This window comes from Vibrio sp. S234-5 (assembly GCF_000960595.1).
Classification (GTDB): domain Bacteria; phylum Pseudomonadota; class Gammaproteobacteria; order Enterobacterales; family Vibrionaceae; genus Vibrio.
Genome location: NZ_JZAM01000197.1, coordinates 32,353 through 48,141, shown reverse-complemented (window position 1 = coordinate 48,141; position 15,789 = coordinate 32,353). Strand labels below are relative to the sequence as shown.

Sequence of the window (15,789 nt, the reverse complement as noted above, 5' to 3'; positions counted from 1 at the left end):
CTTGTTACAAACTTCAAAGTTTTTAAATAAAAGAGCAATTCCTGAGCGTCAGTAAGGTTACTACTCTGTCATTGATTTGTTAATTCAAGTATAGTTACAGGCTGAAAATGCCACTTTTCTTTAAAGTCGGCAAGGGAAATAACGTCATGAAATGACTTAGTTTCTTGAGCTGGTTTGGGTGGTGTTACGACGCAAGTCGTGTTGGAAGTAAAGTGTAGTTAATTAGAAATTGGAAGCATGCAAATGAGCCAAGAAAAGCAGCTTGAACAAAACTACAACTATACAGTCGTTCGCCAGTTTACCCTAGTGACCATTCTATGGGGTATTGTTGGTATGGCTGTTGGTGTTTTGATTGCCGCTCAGTTAGTATGGCCACAGCTTAACTTTGATACGCCGTGGTTGACGTACAGTCGTTTACGTCCATTGCATACTAACGCGGTAATTTTCGCGTTTGGTACTAGCGCCCTGTTCGCAACATCCTATTATGTTGTACAGCGCACCTGTCAAACTCGTCTCTTCGGTGGACCTTTGGTTGCCTTTACCTTCTGGGGTTGGCAGGCGATAATCCTTTCTGCAGCGATTACTCTGCCACTCGGTCTAACATCGGGTAAAGAGTATGCTGAGTTAGAATGGCCTATCGATATCGCGATCGCGGCGGTATGGGTTTCTTATGCTGTGGTGTTCTTTGGAACATTAATCAAACGTAAGACCTCTCATATTTACGTGGCAAACTGGTTCTTTGGAGCCTTTATTATCACTGTTGCCGTTCTGCACATTGTGAACAGTATGGCGATTCCTGTCTCTTTGACTAAATCATATTCGATTTATTCTGGCGCAGTGGATGCTATGGTGCAGTGGTGGTATGGCCACAACGCGGTAGGTTTCCTACTTACAGCTGGCTTCTTAGGTATGATGTACTACTTCGTTCCTAAACAAGCTGAACGTCCTGTTTATTCTTACCGTTTGTCTATCGTTCACTTTTGGGCGCTCGTTTCTCTTTACATCTGGGCTGGTCCTCACCACTTGCACTACACTGCTCTACCAGACTGGACTCAGTCTTTGGGCATGGTGATGTCGCTTGTGTTATTTGCTCCGTCTTGGGGTGGTATGATTAACGGTATCATGACACTTTCTGGTGCATGGCATAAGCTACGTTACGATCCTATCCTGCGTTTCTTGATTGTCTCTCTTTCCTTCTATGGTATGTCTACCTTTGAAGGTCCGATGATGTCGATTAAGACTGTCAACGCGCTATCACACTACACAGACTGGACCATCGGTCACGTTCACTCTGGTGCGTTGGGCTGGGTTGCCATGGTTTCTATCGGTTCTGTTTACCACTTGATCCCACGTTTGTTTGGTCAAGAACGTATGTACTCTGTTGGTCTGATCAACGTTCACTTCTGGTTAGCGACAATTGGTACTGTTCTGTACATCGTAGCGATGTGGATATCTGGCGTAATGCAAGGTCTGATGTGGCGTGCCGTGAACTCTGATGGTACGTTGACTTACAGTTTCGTCGAATCTGTATCTGCGTCTTACCCATTCTACTTTGTACGTTTCCTAGGTGGTTTCATCTTCCTAACTGGTATGTTCTTGATGGCCTACAATACGTACAAAACTGTCAGTGCACCAAAACATAGCTTGAAAGCTATTCCACAACCGGCATAAGGAGATTGCAGAATGAGTTCAAATTCTAATAATCGCCACGAAATCATTGAACGTAATGTCGGTTTGTTGGCTATTTTTATCGTTTTTGCAATTAGCTGGGGAGCACTTGTTGAAATCACCCCACTGATATTCCAAAAACAAACCACAGAGCCCGTAGAAAATCTACGCGCTTACTCTGCCCTAGAGATGGAAGGTCGTGATATTTACATCCGTGAAGGGTGTAACGTATGTCATAGCCAGATGGTTCGTCCTTTCCGCTCTGAAACAGAACGCTATGGTCACTACTCTGTCGCTGGCGAGAGTGTGTGGGAGCATCCATTCCTATGGGGCTCTAAGCGCACTGGTCCAGATTTGGCCCGCGTAGGTGGTCGTTATTCGGACGAATGGCACCGTGTCCACTTACTTGACCCTCGTGAACTGGTACCTGAATCAAATATGCCGGGTTTCCCTTGGCTAGCTGAGAATGTACTGGATGGCAAATTGACTCAGAAGAAGCTGGAGTTGTTCCGCAATCAATTCGGTGTGCCATACACTGATGAGCAAATCGCCAACGCTGGCAAAGATGTTGAAGGAAAAACGGAGATGGACGCTGTCATCGCTTACCTTCAGTCTTTGGGTCATGCAATGAAATAAGGGGGTTGTTATGGATTTCGGTACAATACACAGTATTTATACTGTCGTACTTTTTGTCAGTTTTATTGGTATCGTCGTCTGGGCTTACAGCAAAAAACGTAAGGCCAGTTTTGATGAGGCAGCCAATTTAGTATTTGCTGATGAAGAGAAATCTAGCCCTAATCAACAAGGAGTTACGAAGTAATGACTACATTCTGGAGTCTCTGGATTATCGTGATTACTGTCGGTACGCTTGTGGGCTGTGCTGTACTTCTTTTCTGGTGCGCCAAAGATAAAATGGGCGTCGAAGAAGGTGCAGATATGGGCCACGAGTACGATGGTATTCGGGAGCTGAACAATCCGCTACCAAAGTGGTGGACTTATCTTTTCATCAGTACGTTTGTTTTTGCTGCTGTGTACTTGACGCTGTTCCCTGGTTTGGGAAGTTTCAAAGGTGTACTTGGATGGCAGAGTTCAGACCAAACAGTTCGTACGGTTGCTGAGTACAAAGAAGCCATCGCGTCAGCACAACAAAACAAGCAGCTAAACCAGTATGCAAAAGAGCTTGACGACGCAAATACCTATTTTGGTGAAGCGTTCCGTAGTCTTGCGTACAACGGCAGCGCTTTGCGTTCTATCCCTGAAATTGCAGCAAATGATGAAGCAACCAAAGTTGGTCAACGTTTGTTCCTGCAAAACTGTTCGCAGTGTCATGGTTCAGATGCGCGTGGCCAAAAAGGTTTCCCTAACCTAACTGACAACGCGTGGTTGTACGGTGGTGAGCCTCAAGCCATCGTTACAACTATCATGCATGGCCGTGTTGGTCAGATGCCAGGTTGGAAAGACGCACTGGGTGAGCAAGGGGTTCAGGAAGTCGTTAGCTACGTTCTGAGCTTATCGGGTCGCACGGTAAATGCTCGCGAAGCCGAAGCAGGTAAATCTCGTTTTGTCGTTTGTGCAGCATGTCATGGTACCGATGGAAAAGGTAACCCTGCTGTTGGTGCACCAGATTTGACAGACAAAGACTGGCTATTTGGTGATTCGCGCGCAGATGTAACAGAAACAGTCATGAATGGCCGTTCTGGCGTAATGCCAGCCTGGAAAGATATTCTGGGTGAAGACAAAGTTCAACTGGTTGCTGCTTACGTTTGGAGCCTGAGCAACACCGAAAATAATAAGTAACATTTCAATAACAGCCCCTTCTTCAGGGGCTGTCTTTCCTTTAAATTAAAGCCCTTACGTTTCATTTTGTTGTTGAGAACTTTTTTATGGTAAAGCCTTGGTATAAACAATTCTGGCCGTGGTTCCTGATCATTTTACCACTTACGGTAGTGACGTGGACGATAGCGACTGTCATCGTCTTCTCTCAGAACTCTGTTTCGCTTGTCGCGGAGGATTACTATAAAAAAGGCAAAGGGATCAACGTTGATATCAGCAAGATTAAAGTAGCCAAAGAGCTCGGCCTCAATGCGATTGTCGCTTCAGATGATACTGCGGTCACTATTGTATTTGATAAAGGAAGCTTAGCCCATTTCCCCGCTCTCACTGCGACCTTCACTCATCGCACTTTACCGGATCGTGATTTCACTAAGCTATTAACCGCTGATGCGAAAGGTGTCTATCGTCTGGTTCTGGAGAACCACATTGAAGGACCATGGTTCGTTGAGCTTCAGCCTCATGACCAGAAATGGCTGATTCAAGGTCGTGTCACGTTCCCCTCTCCCTCTACAGTTTTAATGAATTAGCACTATGACAAAATCCTGTTATCACTGTGGTGAAGATGTACCAGCCAACACGGATTTCAAAGTGGAGATATTGGGCGATGTTCGTTCAATGTGCTGCCCAGGTTGTGAAACCGTTGCACAAACAATCGTCGATAATGGCTTAGTCTCTTACTACCAATATCGAACTGCACAGGCAGAAAAGGTCGAGTTAGTCCCTGAGCAGCTCAAAGCGTTAGTGCATTACGACAACGAGGAAGTCCAGTCGGAGTTTGTTCGTAATAGCAACAATTACTGCGAGGTGATGCTATCACTGGAAGGCGTATCTTGCGCTGCATGTGCTTGGTTAATTGAAAAGCAAGTTAATTCCCAGCAAGGGGTTTTGTCTATAAAAGTAAATACCACGACAAACCGAGCTTTACTTTCTTGGGATAAATCAAAGACTAAACTCAGTGAACTGCTATCTGGAATTCATCAATTAGGCTACAAAGCCGCTCCTTTTGAAGCGGACAAACAAGAAGCGGCCTATCACGCAACCATGAAGCAATACCTCTATCGTCTAGGTATTGCTGGCCTTGCGACTATGCAGGTGATGATGCTGGCGGTCGCGCTCTATCTTGAGGTTTTTGGTGATCTTGAACCTGAGTTCAAAAATTATTTCCGCTGGGTGAGCTTAATTTTTGCCACTCCGGTCCTTCTTTACTCTGCACTGCCATTTTATCTTAATGCTTGGCGAAGCATTAAAGGCCGAACACTCGGGATGGATGTGCCTGTGTCGATAGCGCTCATCTTTGCTTATTGTGCAAGCTTAGTCGCTACCGTCACAGAGCAAGGTGAAGTCTTTTTTGAATCTATCTCCATGTTTACCTTTTTTCTTTTGGTAGGACGTTTTCTCGAGATGAGAGCCCGGAGAAAGGCCGCCGCAGCCAGTGGGAATCTGCTCAAGCTGATCCCCGCAATTGCCACTACCCTAGAAGGCAAACAGATCCCGGTAAAAAGTTTGAAAATTGGCGATCAAATCCGTGTTTTGCCCGGCGAGCATATCCCTGCCGATGGTAAAGTGGTGGAAGGGCGTGTGCATGTTGACGAGTCTATGCTAACGGGAGAATCGATCCATGTTGTTAAACAGATGGGTGATCTTGTCTACGCTGGTACGCTCAATGGCGATGAATCTTTTGTGTTGGAGGTTGCCTGCTCTAAAGCGGACTCGGTAATTTCAAATATCGTTCGACTTCAAGATGAGGCACAGCATTCTAAACCGAAAATCGCCGAAATTGCCGATGTCGTTGCACGTTATTTTGTCGGTGTCATTTTGCTCATTTCAGCGGCAACCTGGCTCTACTGGCACCAAACTAAGCCGGAAGATGCGTTTTGGATTATGTTATCTGTGCTTGTGGCGACCTGCCCTTGCGCCCTTTCGCTCGCCACGCCGACAGCCTTGACTTGTGCGACCTCACGCATGGGCAATTTTGGCATCTTGCTGCGCAAAGGCCACGTGTTTGAAACTCTATGTAAAATCAATCATCTGGTGATAGATAAAACGGGCACCTTGACCAAAGGTGATATCGAGATACAGCGCACGGAAACCTTTGCCGAATGGCCAGAAACACAATGTCTCGCGATTGCGAGCAGTTTAGAATACTACGCTAACCACCCGATTGCTCGCGCTTTTTCTAGATACGCAGACTCAGCCGTTCAAGCCGTCGATGCAACCAACGTCATTGGCTCAGGTATTTGTGGTTATTGGAGCGGCGAAGAAGTGAAAATTGGTAGCAGTAGATATGTACTAGACAGTGAGCAGTCGGAAAGTCATGCGGTATATCTTTCTATTGCTGGCAAACACGCCGCCACATTTTTTTATCACGATCCAATTCGTAAAGAGAGCAGAGAGTTTTTGCAAAAGTTTGCTGAGGCAGGAATAAAAACAACACTGCTCACCGGTGACTCTCTTGCCAATGCAACGCCTGTTGCTAGCGCGATGGGCATTGAACACGTGATAGCTTCTGCCAAACCCGAAGATAAGCTCGCCTATTTGCAAAGCTTGGATGCCTCAGACATAACCATGATGGTTGGCGATGGTATAAACGATGCGCCTACTTTAGCCGGTGCTCATCTTTCGGTCGCAATGGGTAGCGGTACCGACGTTGCTAAAGCATCAGCAGATATGACGTTGCTTGGTGATCGGCTCGATAAATTACTCGAAGCTCGAGAGCTCGCTTTGCGCACAAGGAAAATCATCCGAGAAAATCTGGCTTGGTCTCTAGGCTATAACCTGTTAATTTTACCGCTAGCGGTTGCTGGCTTGGTTGCCCCCTACATCGCCGTTGTTGGCATGTCGGCAAGCTCTATCATCGTTGTCTCTAATTCGCTCAGACTGCTCAAAGAGCAAGGTAAGTAATATGGAAAGCTTGTACATTCTCATTCCGATTGCCATTGTTTTGGTTTGTGTTGCCGTCGCGATCTTCTTGTGGGCAGTCAAAAGCGAACAATTTGAAGATCTTGAGCGTCAAGGAACAAACATACTATTTGATGACGAGCAAGAATCTCAGCAACAAAGCGAGAAAAAGTAGGCTATGAATGGTGATTACCTTGGCGCGCTGATGATCGGGTTAGCGGGCGCTGGTCATTGTTTGGGAATGTGTGGTGGGATTGCCTCATTGCTCAATCTAGGCAGTCAAAATCCTTCTCCAAAGTTGAACACGCTTTTCTATAATTTAGGGCGTTTATTGAGTTATGGGCTGTTTGGCGCCATTGTCGGGGGGACCATTTCTTCTCTCAGTGATATGGCTGGACTCAATCAATCGCTAGCATGGTTGCGCTTATTGGCCGCCCTATTCATGATTCTGGTTGCCCTTTATATCGCGAAGTGGTGGAACGGACTTCTCTTCGTGGAGAAACTTGGGCAACTGCTTTGGCGTTTTATTAAGCCGATGACTCAACATTTCATGCCGATCCGCCACCCTTTACAAGCGATCCCTTTTGGTTTTCTATGGGGATGGTTGCCGTGTGGCTTAGTTTACTCAGCCCTCACTTGGTCCGCGCTCTCTGGCAGTGCTTTAAACGGTGCTTTGATGATGCTGGCATTTGGTTTGGGCACCCTGCCGGCGATGTTACTGGTTGGAATCGGTGCGGAGTATTTCGCTCGGATTCAAAAATCATCGATATTCAGACACACTTCAGCCACAATTCTAGTCCTATATGGACTCTATACCGGATTTGGCGCAGCAACGATGCTTGGTCTTGCCCGTTAACTCACATTGAGCAAACGCTTTTTTACTACCCTTTAGTATTCACCAGTGCTAAAATATTGACATATATCAAATAGTGAAAGGTTGTTATGATTTCTGAAAAACCTGCGACAAAGCGTATCCAGTCCGGTGGGTGCGCGATTCATTGTCAAGATTGTAGTATCAGCCAACTCTGTATTCCATTTACATTGAATGAAGCTGAATTGGATCAACTTGATCAGATTATCGAGCGAAAAAAACCGATCCAAAAAGGCCAAGAGCTCTTTAAAGCGGGTGATGTGTTACGCTCTCTCTACGCGATTCGCTCGGGTACGATCAAAAGCTACACCATCACTGAGCAAGGCGATGAGCAGATTACAGCCTTCCATCTTGCCGGTGACTTAGTTGGATTTGATGCGATTACCGACGACGCTCATCCTAGTTTCGCCCAAGCCCTCGAAACATCGATGGTTTGCGAGATTCCATACGAAATTCTCGATGACCTTTCAGGAAAAATGCCAAAGTTGCGCCAGCAGATCATGCGTCTCATGAGCAATGAGATCAAAGGCGACCAAGAAATGATTCTGCTGTTGTCGAAGAAAAATGCAGAAGAACGTTTGGCGGCATTTCTTTACAACCTTTCAACTCGTTTCTCTCAACGTGGATTCAGCCCTCGCGAGTTCCGTTTAACCATGACACGTGGTGACATTGGTAATTACCTTGGCTTGACTGTTGAGACCATTAGCCGTCTTCTCGGACGATTTCAAAAATCTGAAATACTCAGTGTTAAGGGTAAATATATTACTATCCTTGATCACAGTGCATTAATGGAACTGGCTGGCGTCTCTAACGGCTAATCCGTTTTTAATGATGTAGCTCAGAGATGAGCTGCATCATAATTTTATGTAAAACCTTTCTAAACTCCTAATATTTCTCTCTTTTCTAAGCTACAGTTACTTATATGGTTCTCCAACATGAGCGTGCTTAGATATGAGTATTTACAGTAAAATCCTTGTGGTTGCCGACATTAACAAAGATGAACAACCTGCACTGGCGCGAGCTGTACAATTAGCCAGAAAGAGTGTCTCGAAGAGTCATGTTACTTTCTTTCTATCCATCTACGATTTCTCCTATGACATGACATCAATGCTGTCTTTAGATGAGCGTGATGCGATGCGCCGCGGTGTTATCTATCAACGCGAACAGTGGATGAGAAAAATTGCAGAGCCATATGTTGATGAATCGATGACCTTTGATATCAAGGTGGTTTGGCATAATCGCCCTTATGAGGCCATCATCGCCGAAGTGTTTTCAGGCAGTCATGACATCGTAATTAAAGGGACGCGTAAACACGATGTCCTTGAGTCGGTCATCTTCACACCAACTGATTGGCATTTGTTACGTAAGTGCCCTGTTCCTGTACTCTTGATTAAAAACGCCGATTGGCCAGAGCAAGCGAATATCATCGCATCAGTCAACGTGGGCTCGGATAACTCGACACATATCGAACTGAATAACATTATGGTTGAGCGGTTGTTGGAAATCTCATCCAGACTGGATGCACAAGCGTATTTGGTTAATGCTTATCCAGTAACACCTGCCAATATTACCATTGAGTTACCAGAGTTTGACCCGACGACCTATACCGATGCGGTACGTGGCCATCATCTCACGTCCATGAAGGCATTGAGGCAGCAATATGGGATAGATGAAGAGCACACCATCGTTGAGCAGGGGTTGCCAGAAGATATCATCCCCGCGTCGGCAGACAAGTTGAATGCTGCTATGGTGATTTTGGGGACAACTGGGCGAACCGGACTCTCAGCGGTCTTTATCGGAAATACCGCTGAACACGTGATTGATAAGATTAACTGTGATGTGTTGGCGCTTAAACCGAAAGGTTATGTCAGCCCGCTCGACCCCAACATCGCTTCCTAAGCCGATAAAAATCCCAGGCGTCTCTTCTGGGATTTTTTCTTGTCGGCACTGGCATCTTGCAAATTTATCCGTATCATACGCACTTCATTTATTTTGATGAATTTAAGATTAGCAGCAGATGACAGAGCAAATTCAAGAGCGTACGAAAGCTCAACAATACAACTTTAATAAGCTTCAAAAGCGCATTCGTCGCAATACTGGCCAAGCTATTGCTGACTTTAATATGATCGAAGATGGCGATCGCATTATGGTCTGTTTATCCGGTGGTAAAGACAGCTTTACGATGTTGGATATTCTGCTGAGTTTGCAAAAAAGCGCGCCTGTCTCCTTTTCTCTGGTTGCTGTGAACCTTGATCAAAAGCAGCCGGGGTTTCCTGCACATGTGTTACCTGAGTATCTAGAAAATCTTAGTGTTGAGTACAAGATTGTCGAAGAGGACACCTACTCCATCGTGCAAGACAAAATTCCCGAAGGGAAAACCACGTGTTCTCTGTGCTCTCGTTTGCGCCGTGGCATTTTGTATCGCACAGCGAAAGAGCTCGGCGCAACCAAAATCGCGCTTGGCCATCATCGCGACGATATTCTGGAAACTCTTTTCCTCAATATGTTCTACGGCGGAAAAATTAAAGGAATGCCACCGAAACTGGTCTCTGATAATGGAGAGCACGTTGTTATTCGTCCATTGGCTTATTGCCGTGAAAAAGACATTATTAAATACGCAGATATGGTCGGCTATCCTATCATCCCATGTAATCTGTGTGGCTCTCAGCCAAACCTTCAACGTCAGAACATTAAGATGATGCTTAATGACTGGGACAAACGCTTCCCTGGACGAATTGAAACCATGTTCAGAGCGATGCAAAATGTTGTGCCAAGTCATCTGGCGGACTTTGAACTGTTTGATTTCAAATCAATCAACAAAGACTCAGGTGTTATCAATGGTGGTGATATTGGCTTTGATAAAGAAGATGTGCCAAATGTGGTCGAAGATGAGGACGATGTAGTGCAAGCGTTTGATACTGCACTTAAACTCGATGTGACCAATCTGTCTGTGTAACGTGTTTGGTTTAAAGACACAATGAAAGAGGCTGCCATTTCGGTAGCCTCTTTTTGTTTCTATTGAATTCTATTTTTTTGCCCTAGGCAAGTAAGGCAGTACCCGTGTAGTGGCTTGCGGTAAAAGTACAAATCCCTCTTCACCAATCTCCGTTAGCGCAACTTGTACTTTGCCATTCACAATCGCTTTTTCACCACCGTTAGAAAACGTGACTTTACTATTGAGCCCATTAGCAAATTCCATCGTCACCCCCTCAACTTCGGGAGTAAACCAACTGGAAAACATGCCCCCCAAATCGTCCAAAAGATCCTTCATTTGTGGCATCAAAGGGGCTAGTTGTTGGTAGGTTACTTTCCCTTCAAGCGGCTCTTTCGTCATCACTACCAGTGAATAGTCGCAACGTATATCCTGAGGAGTGTGGACAAAAACCAGTGGGTTGGCGGACTTCAAGTTATTATCCAGTGGTAACAAGAGCTCTTGGGATGGCGGGATAACAAACTCTTCGTAATGCTGTTCCTTTTCCATCCAAGCCTTCTCTATATTACATAGCCGCTTGGTTTGCGGGTTGACAAAGAAGATCCCGACTTTGACATCATCATGTCCTTCTTTGGTGTTGTTTTTCAGTTGCGAGAACAACTTCGAGTAGGTAAACATGTATTCCTGAGCTTGAACGCTAAAGGAAGAAAACAGACTCATCGCACATCCTAGCAGAGCTAGGTTTCTTTTCATCATTACTTGCATCCTGTTTATTGGCTCCAAAACTCGCTGTTGTGACGTATCATCGCTTGCAAATCTTGGACGTAATCCATGCCGCGTTCTGAATAGGCTAATAGCCCATTTGTTAATGTGGTCGCCGTTTCGACACTGAACAGATCTTGCTTTTTGTCCACCAAATTTTGGCGAATATTACGCAGTTCTGTATAAGCTCGGTTGCGGTTTACATTCATAAAATAACGGTGAATGGATTCTTGAGCGGAAGAGAATTTGGCCACCTCGTGAAATGCGCCTTCACTGCGCTGCAAAGGGACAACGCCGCAGCCGCGAGTGTAACACCACTGCCCAAATAGGTTGTTGGCTTCACGGGCAAATCGTGACGTTCCCCATGCTGACTCATTCGCCGCTTGCGTCATGACTAATGACTCAGGAAGCACATTAACGCGTTTCAGCATTTCACCAAGCCAATCACGGGTCAATTGCTCGTCTGTCAACGTGACGTCGTAACGCTTAGCTAGGCGTAATGCCCTCTCTCTTTGCTTTTGCGAGGGTTCAGCAAGATTTAGAGTGAGCAAAAACTCACGGTCTTTGAGAATTTTTTGATTTTCTGCGGCAATCTTAGGGCGTAAATAATCAAAAAATGCCAGTTTCTTTTCTCGAGTATCTGTGATTGAGGCAAAATCTGGCAACGCTTCCGCGGCTCCAGTTGCGTCATCCTGCTGAGCTTCCAGCTCACGACGCTGCTCTTCGTAAAAGAGATAAGGACCGATAGATGAAAAAGCGACAGCCATCGCTATGGCTGTCGCTTTGAGAAAAATGGAAGAAGACGTGTTATTAGGCATTGAACACCTGCGAATGATTGTCATCGTTATGATCGCCAGAATCTTGCACTGTAACGACCTTGAGTCGGATACCGAACATTTCTCGATAGAGAATTCCTTTGAGATGGAAAAAGAACGGCAACACAAAAATCAAACCAATGCCATAGAAAAGGATGGCAACGACAAACAGCAACATCACCAGTAAATAGAGCCCTGAGATGACCAGTATTTTGCGATTTATCGCCCTAAATGATAACAGCAGAGAGCGCATCGGTGGTACGTTCTTCTCACAGATCAGTAAGATAGACAAACTGAATGCCATCGACAAATAGAGCGAAACAAATGGCAGCAGCAGTCCCGCCACGCCCTGTAGCATGAGGCTGAACAGGGTAGAAAGAATGACAGGGACGGTAAATTGCAGTCCTTTGCCAATGTGACGGTTTTTAGTTTTTAGCCCAGCGGCATGGCTCATGGCCATTAAACTAACACCGGCAAAAATCGGCGCGCTCACCACTTCGAAACTAAAATTGGCGATGTAAATAGACGAAAGGATCTGCTCATTGAGCAAATTCGGGTCGAGAATTGCATCAAGCAAAACAGCGGGATCGCCTAATTGCAATTGTAACGCGATGTAAAAAATGGCCAACTGCACTAACAGTAAAGCGATAATGGCGGGGGAAAAGCTGAAAAGATGTCGGATGGTCAACTTCCAAGCTTCTTGAAAAATTGCCCCTGCCTTTAACTCATATTGCCCAGAAAGCGCCCTATCGATGGTGCCACCAAGGTTAAAATCTTTTTCAAATTCGTTATTCATATCTATTCCAAGGTTTACTGCGTACCTTATCTACCTAACTCGCTGATTAGAATTGTCTTCATTATACTGAAATCTACTTTTTGCTAAACTCTGTTTTGTTAGCAGTCCTTGCATTATTTGTTATTTGGCTGATAATTAACCGCTTGAAAAGTATAGGTAGCGGAAGGTTTTTGCTCAGGAATTTTTGCCTTGCAATCAACAGGTTGATTGTGTCACTAAATCCTAAGGGTAGTATGGTAAGAAACATCGTCTTTTGCATGCAAAACTTTTTCTGTTTCCGAATAAGAAAACACTTTGAATTCACAAATTTGGTGATTATGATGCGCCCCTTACATGTGAATAGCTACAGGTCGTACTAGTTAGTTGACAAGACCAATGTGGGAGAAATACAGACGTTGAACGCTAAACAGAACGCAGGACAGCCAGTTATCCGCTTGACTGGCATCAGTAAGAGTTTCGATGGTAAGGAAATCATCGGTAATTTAAATCTGGACGTTAATCATGGTGAGTTTTTGACGATCCTAGGCCCATCAGGTTGTGGTAAAACAACGGTTTTACGCATGATTGCAGGCTTTGAAACTGCAGATAAAGGCCAAATTACGATAGACAATCAGGATGTTACCAATGTTCCTGCGGAACAAAGGCATGTCAACACGGTATTCCAAAGCTATGCGCTGTTTCCTCACATGACGGTGTTCGAAAACGTTGCATTTGGCCTGCGCATGCAAAAAGTTCCTTCCGCTGATATTGAACCTCGCGTGATGGAAGCACTAAAAATGGTACGACTAGAAAGCATGGCGCAGCGCAAGCCTCATCAGCTCTCTGGTGGTCAGCAACAGCGTATCGCTATCGCACGTGCGGTGGTCAACAAACCTAAAGTTCTGTTGCTCGATGAATCTCTCTCTGCCCTTGATTACAAACTGCGCAAGCAGATGCAAATTGAGTTGAAGCAGCTGCAGCGCCAACTAGGTATTACCTTTATCTTTGTTACCCACGATCAAGAAGAAGCCTTGTCGATGTCAGACCGCATCATCGTTATGCGCTCTGGTGTGATTGAGCAAGATGGCTCCCCACGTGAAATTTACGAAGATCCGAAGAATCTGTTCGTTGCGCGTTTCATCGGTGAAATCAACGTGTTCGAAGCGGTTGCGAAAGAGCGTGTTGACGAGAAGCGTATCCGAGCTGAAATCGAAGGGGTGGACTCAGTGGTCTACTTCGATGAACCGATTACGCAAGGTCAAAAGCTGCAAGTATTGCTTCGCCCAGAAGATTTACGCATCGAAGAGATCACGGAATCGGAAGAAAAAGGCATCGTTGGTCACGTGACTGAACGTACCTACAAAGGCATGACACTGGATTCGGTCATTGAAACAGAGTCAGGAATGCGTGTGATGGTAAGCGAGTTCTTTAACGAAGATGATCCAGACGTAGATCATTCTCTAGGACAAAAAGTCGCCATTACTTGGGTAGAAAGCTGGGAAGTGGTGCTAAGTGATGAGCAAGAAATTTAGTCTGCAAAACGCCATCATCACGCTGATTGTTTCATGGTTAGTGCTGTTTGTTCTGATCCCAAACGTGATGATCATCGGAACCAGTTTTCTGACTCGTGATGAAGCCAATCTAATAGAGATGACGTTCACGCTCGATAACTACGCGAGATTGCTCGATCCGTTGTATGCCAAGGTGCTATTGCACTCTTTTTATATGGCGATTGTAGCGACCTTGATCTGTTTGGTTATCGGTTATCCCTTTGCCTATATTGTGGCCAAGATGCCAGCGAAGTGGCGTCCTTTTATGCTGTTTTTGGTGATTGTTCCTTTTTGGACCAACTCACTGATCCGTACTTATGGCTTGAAAATCGTCTTAGGTACGCAAGGCATTCTCAATAACGTCCTACTCACTTTGGACATTATCGATAAACCGCTACGTCTGATGTATACAGAAACTGCTGTGATGATTGGCCTCGTTTACATCTTGCTGCCATTTATGATTTTGCCGCTCTATTCGGCGATCGAGAAGCTGGATTACACCTATATTGAAGCTGCCAAAGATTTGGGTGCCAACAAGCTGCAGACGCTAACTAAGGTCATTTTGCCCCTTACCATGCCAGGTATCATCGGCGGTTGTTTGCTGGTTTTTCTACCCGCTCTTGGCATGTTCTACATTGCCGATTTGCTGGGTGGCGCGAAAAACCTATTGATCGGTAACGTAATTAAGAGCCAAGTGCTCAATGCTCGTGATTGGCCATTTGGCGCAGCAACCAGTATTGCCTTGACCATTGCAATGGCAATTATGCTGTACGCCTACTACCGTGCAGGAAAACTGTTGAATAAGAAAGTGGAGCTGGACTAATGGGACGTACAATTAGATTTAGCTTTATGACCTTGGTGTATGCATTTTTGTATTTGCCAATCATAGTGTTGATTGCCAACTCGTTTAACGAAAACAAGTTCGGTATGAAATGGGGCGGATTTACCACCAAGTGGTATCACGCGCTAATGAATAACGACAGCTTAATGCAAGCCGCTTGGCATTCATTTAATGTGGCGATCTTTTCTGCTACAGCAGCTACTATTATTGGTAGCCTGACAGCCGTTGCTCTTTTCCGTTACCACTTTAAAGGCAAAAAAGCGGTGAACGGAATGTTGTTTGTTGTCATGATGTCACCAGATATCGTGATGGCGATTTCGTTACTCGCGCTGTTTTTGGTTTTGGGCGCTCAACTGGGTTTCTTTACCTTGCTGATTGCCCACATTACGTTCTGTTTGCCGTTTGTTGTGGTGACGGTTTACAGCCGTCTAAATGGTTTCGATGTCAAAATGTTGGAAGCAGCGAAGGATTTAGGGGCAAGTGAGTGGGTGATTTTGAGAAAAATCATTCTACCTCTGGCGAAACCTGCTGTTGCAGCTGGTTGGCTACTGAGCTTTACCTTGTCTCTAGACGACGTAATCATCAGCTCATTTGTTACTGGTCCAACGTATGAGATTTTGCCATTGAAGATTTATTCTATGGTTAAGGTCGGCATTTCACCGGAAGTGAATGCCCTTGCAACAGTTATGTTAGTGGTATCGCTAGCGCTGGTGATCACTTCTCAGCTTATTGCACGAGAGAAAGTGAAATAAGCCAGCCGGTTTCTGCTGCGATTTAAACGCGAAACAGAATGATGCGAATCATTCTGTTTTTCTATCAAAAGCCTTCGGGCAACGTTTGGTTT

General features: G+C 45.2%; 17 protein-coding genes. 14 read left to right on the top strand and 3 right to left on the bottom strand.

The window, feature by feature from the left end; genetic code table 11:
* Positions 1–243: 243 nt before the first annotated feature.
* From ccoN to ttcA, 11 genes are all read left to right on the top strand, one after another.
* Positions 244–1,671 (top strand): cytochrome-c oxidase, cbb3-type subunit I, encoded by a 1,428-nt coding sequence (ccoN, locus tag UF06_RS10090; protein ID WP_039443257.1) that lies wholly within the window; start codon positions 244–246, stop codon positions 1,669–1,671.
* A gap of 12 nt (positions 1,672–1,683) precedes the next feature.
* Positions 1,684–2,304: a cytochrome-c oxidase, cbb3-type subunit II gene (ccoO, locus tag UF06_RS10085; RefSeq protein WP_039426409.1), complete on the top strand. Its 621-nt coding sequence runs from the start codon at positions 1,684–1,686 to the stop codon at positions 2,302–2,304.
* A gap of 10 nt (positions 2,305–2,314) precedes the next feature.
* Positions 2,315–2,488 (top strand): CcoQ/FixQ family Cbb3-type cytochrome c oxidase assembly chaperone, encoded by a 174-nt coding sequence (locus tag UF06_RS10080; protein ID WP_039426412.1) that lies wholly within the window; start codon positions 2,315–2,317, stop codon positions 2,486–2,488.
* Positions 2,488–3,465 carry a cytochrome-c oxidase, cbb3-type subunit III gene (gene ccoP / locus UF06_RS10075; protein WP_045570338.1) on the top strand — a complete coding sequence of 326 codons (978 nt, stop codon included), beginning with the start codon at positions 2,488–2,490 and terminating at the stop codon, positions 3,463–3,465. Before UF06_RS10080 ends, ccoP begins: the two co-directional genes overlap by 1 nt.
* Before the next feature lie 86 nt (positions 3,466–3,551).
* A complete protein-coding gene (locus UF06_RS10070; RefSeq protein WP_045570337.1) occupies positions 3,552–4,028 on the top strand; it encodes a FixH family protein in 477 nt (158 codons plus the stop codon).
* A 4-nt stretch (positions 4,029–4,032) separates the two neighbouring features.
* Entirely contained in the window at positions 4,033–6,402 is a 2,370-nt protein-coding gene (locus tag UF06_RS10065) for a heavy metal translocating P-type ATPase metal-binding domain-containing protein (RefSeq protein WP_045570336.1), read from the top strand.
* A 1-nt stretch (position 6,403) separates the two neighbouring features.
* A complete protein-coding gene (ccoS, locus tag UF06_RS10060; RefSeq protein WP_045570335.1) occupies positions 6,404–6,574 on the top strand; it encodes a cbb3-type cytochrome oxidase assembly protein CcoS in 171 nt (56 codons plus the stop codon).
* A gap of 3 nt (positions 6,575–6,577) precedes the next feature.
* Positions 6,578–7,255 (top strand): sulfite exporter TauE/SafE family protein, encoded by a 678-nt coding sequence (locus UF06_RS10055; RefSeq protein WP_045570334.1) that lies wholly within the window; start codon positions 6,578–6,580, stop codon positions 7,253–7,255.
* Positions 7,256–7,341: 86 nt separating this feature from the next.
* The gene (locus UF06_RS10050) at positions 7,342–8,088 is read left to right on the top strand and encodes an FNR family transcription factor (protein ID WP_045570333.1); all 747 of its coding nucleotides are present in this window, start codon (positions 7,342–7,344) and stop codon (positions 8,086–8,088) included.
* Positions 8,089–8,221: 133 nt separating this feature from the next.
* A complete protein-coding gene (gene uspE, locus UF06_RS10045) occupies positions 8,222–9,169 on the top strand; it encodes a universal stress protein UspE (RefSeq protein ID WP_045570332.1) in 948 nt (315 codons plus the stop codon).
* Between the two features lie 118 nt (positions 9,170–9,287).
* Complete coding sequence (ttcA, locus tag UF06_RS10040; RefSeq protein WP_045570331.1) at positions 9,288–10,226, top strand: tRNA 2-thiocytidine(32) synthetase TtcA; 939 nt, start codon at positions 9,288–9,290, stop codon at positions 10,224–10,226.
* A 69-nt stretch (positions 10,227–10,295) separates the two neighbouring features.
* Here ttcA and UF06_RS10035 read toward each other — a convergent pair whose 3' ends face one another.
* Genes UF06_RS10035 through UF06_RS10025 form a run of 3 tightly spaced genes read right to left on the bottom strand, consistent with a single transcriptional unit; the run spans position 10,296 to position 12,575 of the window.
* Positions 10,296–10,958, bottom strand: coding sequence for a DUF2987 domain-containing protein (locus tag UF06_RS10035; protein WP_045570377.1), 663 nt, complete (start codon positions 10,956–10,958; stop codon positions 10,296–10,298).
* 14 nt (positions 10,959–10,972) lie between these two features.
* Positions 10,973–11,782 carry a glucosaminidase domain-containing protein gene (locus UF06_RS10030; RefSeq protein ID WP_045570330.1) on the bottom strand — a complete coding sequence of 270 codons (810 nt, stop codon included), beginning with the start codon at positions 11,780–11,782 and terminating at the stop codon, positions 10,973–10,975.
* The gene (locus tag UF06_RS10025) at positions 11,775–12,575 is read right to left on the bottom strand and encodes a hypothetical protein (RefSeq protein ID WP_045570329.1); all 801 of its coding nucleotides are present in this window, start codon (positions 12,573–12,575) and stop codon (positions 11,775–11,777) included. The genes UF06_RS10030 and UF06_RS10025 overlap by 8 nt, the downstream gene beginning before the upstream one ends.
* Positions 12,576–12,952: 377 nt before the next feature.
* On the opposite strand from UF06_RS10025, the gene potA reads away from it, so the two are divergent.
* Genes potA through potC form a run of 3 tightly spaced genes read left to right on the top strand, consistent with a single transcriptional unit; the run spans position 12,953 to position 15,697 of the window.
* The gene (potA, locus tag UF06_RS10015) at positions 12,953–14,086 is read left to right on the top strand and encodes a spermidine/putrescine ABC transporter ATP-binding protein PotA (protein ID WP_039436880.1); all 1,134 of its coding nucleotides are present in this window, start codon (positions 12,953–12,955) and stop codon (positions 14,084–14,086) included.
* Positions 14,070–14,927 (top strand): spermidine/putrescine ABC transporter permease PotB, encoded by an 858-nt coding sequence (gene potB / locus UF06_RS10010; RefSeq protein WP_045570327.1) that lies wholly within the window; start codon positions 14,070–14,072, stop codon positions 14,925–14,927. Before potA ends, potB begins: the two co-directional genes overlap by 17 nt.
* Positions 14,927–15,697, top strand: coding sequence for a spermidine/putrescine ABC transporter permease PotC (gene potC / locus UF06_RS10005; protein WP_039426447.1), 771 nt, complete (start codon positions 14,927–14,929; stop codon positions 15,695–15,697). The genes potB and potC overlap by 1 nt, the downstream gene beginning before the upstream one ends.
* The last annotated feature ends 92 nt before the right edge of the window (positions 15,698–15,789 follow it).